Here is a 2,533-nt window from a genome sequence, read left to right on the forward strand (position 1 = left end):
GAACGAACCCGCTGCGCGGGAGGGCGTCTGCGGTTGAGATAGAGGGCATAGGCTGGAGGTTGCGCCTGGATTGAACGTCGTCCGGCAAGGGCGGAGCATGACGAGCTTCTTCAACAAGGAGCCTGACCATGCAGTACCCCCATCTCGACACGCCCGTCAGCCCGCTGCGCCAGCGGTTGATCGACGACATGAACATGCGACGTTTCTCACGCGAAACGCAGCGCAACTATCTTCGCGACATCGGTCGCCTGGCAACCTTCCTCGGGCGTTCACCAGACACGGCGACCGCCGACGACCTGCGCCGGTTCCAGATCGAGCAGCAGGAGGATGGCGTTCCCGTTCCGACGATGAACAGCATCGTGTCGGCGCTACGCTTCTTCTTCACCCAGACCCTCGACCGCCCGGACCTGGCGCGCAGGCTCGTCCGGCTGGCGCATCCGCGTAACCTGCCTGTGGTGCTGAGCCGCGACGAGGTTGCCCGGTTACTCAATGCCACCACCTGCCTCAAGCACCAGGCAGCATTGTCGGTCGCCTATGGCGCCGGCCTACGTGTTTCGGAGGTCTCTATGCTGAAGATCGCCGACGTCGACAGCGAGCGGATGCTACTGCGCGTCGAGCGTGGCAAGGGCGGGCGCTATCGCAATGCCATGCTTTCGGAGGACCTGCTCACCCTGCTGCGCCAGTGGTGGAAGGTGGGGCGGCAGCAGGGTGTGATGCATCGCGACGGCTGGTTATTCCCCGGCCAACACGCAATGAAGCCGATCAGCACGCGGCAGCTCTATCGGATCGTTGTTGAGGCGGCCCAGGCCGCCGATATCGCCAAGCGGGTCGGGCCGCATACGCTGCGCCACAGCTTCGCCACCCACCTGCTGGAGGACGGCACGGACATTCGGATCATCCAGGTCCTTCTCGGGCACGCAAAACTCAACAACACCGCCCTCTACGCCAAGGTGGCGACCAGGACGGTCCGCACGGTCACGAGTCCGCTCGACAAGCTCGGCCTGTTCAAGCCGGGAGAGATGTCGCCCGACGGTTGAGCCTTGCGTGCCTCGATCGAGGTCGCCGACATTTTCCGTGCTGCCGGGGCGGCCTACCGGCGCGCCCATGCAGGGCACCTGAGCCTGCAGCAACTCAAAGTCATGTCGGCGGTTGAGAACTGCCGCACCGCGGCGCTCGGCGGTCACGTCGAGGCCTGCGAGGACTGCGGCCAGTGGCGGATCGCCTACAACTCCTGCCGCAATCGGCACTGCCCAAAGTGCCAGGGCGCGGCGGCACGGACATGGCTTGCCGAACGCGAGGCCGATCTGCTTCCGGTCGGCTACTTCCACGTCGTGTTCACGCTGCCGGCCGAGGTCGCCGACATAGCGTTCCAGAACAAGGCGCTCGTCTACGACCTGCTGTTCAAGGCGGCGTCGGAGACGATGCTGACCATCGCGGCCGATCGCAAGCATCTCGGCGCGCGCATCGGCATCACCGCCGTGCTCCACACCTGGGGATCGGCGATGACGCACCATCCGCATGTCCACATGATCGTGCCTGGCGGCGGCATCACGCCAGACGGAAGCCGATGGATATCATCGCGCCCGGCCTTCTTGCTTCCCGTACGCGTACTCGGCAAACTGTTTCGACGGCTGTTCCTCGTCCGGCTGGTCGCTCTGCACGACGCCGGGCGGCTCTGCTTCTTTGGCGCACTTGCTCATCTCGCCGAGCGGCAGGCATTCTTGCGGCATCTATCGCCGGTCCGAAGGAAGCGCTGGGTGGTCTATGCCAAGGCGCCGTTCGCGGGTCCTGAGGCGGTTCTTACCTATCTGTCGCGCTATACCCACCGGGTCGGAATCTCGAACCGCCGCCTGATCACCTTCGACCAAACTGGCGTCACCTTCCGCTACAAGGACTATCGCCGCGATGGCTGCGACCGACAGCAGATCATCACGCTCGCGGTCGATGAGTTCATCCGCCGCTTCCTGCTCCATGTCTTGCCGCGCGGCTTCCACCGCATCCGGCATTACGGCCTGCTCGCCGGCTCAGCCCGCAAGACCAGCCTCACGCTCGCTCGCGAACTGCTGCACGTCGCCGCACCGGTCGATGACGGCACACCAGCCGAACCGGATGACTTCCGCCCGCCATGCCCCTGCTGCGGCGGACGAATGATCGTCATCGAGATGTTCGAACGCTGGAGGCAGCCGCGCGGGCCGCCGGATGCGACGGCGACGAACCGGGAGACGGCTTCATGACCCGGCATGGCATATCCCAGACTTCAGCCGCAGGCGCCCCGTCTCCTGCAACCGACCCACACGCGTCCGTGGTAGTCATCGCCGCCGACAGGGTTGCGGCGAGCCGGGCGCCAGGCCGGCAAAGCAGCGCGGACGCGCAACGAGGCAGCCTATCCGCATCCATCGCTCCACTCTCTGGCCGCGGTCGCCACACCGCAGATATCAGCCGTAGATCAAAATCTCCATAGCCTCCGACTGTGGTCCGCGGGTTCCTTCCTCGGGGACTTTCGTACGCCTGGCGGCGCCCGAAACTCTTCACG

Annotated in this window: 2 protein-coding genes; both read left to right on the top strand. The window is 65.3% G+C overall.

Translation table 11 applies throughout. From position 1 onward, the window contains the following. Positions 1-128: 128 nt before the first annotated feature. The gene (locus ACMUVN_RS33225) at positions 129-1,037 is read left to right on the top strand and encodes a tyrosine-type recombinase/integrase (RefSeq protein WP_130817252.1); all 909 of its coding nucleotides are present in this window, start codon (positions 129-131) and stop codon (positions 1,035-1,037) included. A gap of 3 nt (positions 1,038-1,040) precedes the next feature. Next, positions 1,041-2,234, top strand: a complete 1,194-nt coding sequence (locus ACMUVN_RS33230) for an IS91 family transposase (RefSeq protein ID WP_130817253.1) — start codon at positions 1,041-1,043, stop codon at positions 2,232-2,234. The last annotated feature ends 299 nt before the right edge of the window (positions 2,235-2,533 follow it).

The sequence above is a fragment of the Rhizobium sp. IY2 genome (assembly GCF_047532935.1).
In the GTDB taxonomy this organism is placed as follows: domain Bacteria; phylum Pseudomonadota; class Alphaproteobacteria; order Rhizobiales; family Rhizobiaceae; genus Rhizobium; species Rhizobium anhuiense.

Bases quoted from the DNA above. Each gene is read 5' to 3' on its own strand.
- ACMUVN_RS33225 (WP_130817252.1), top strand. From the start codon at position 129: ATGCAGTACCCCCATCTCGACACGCCCGTCAGCCCGCTGCGCCAGCGG.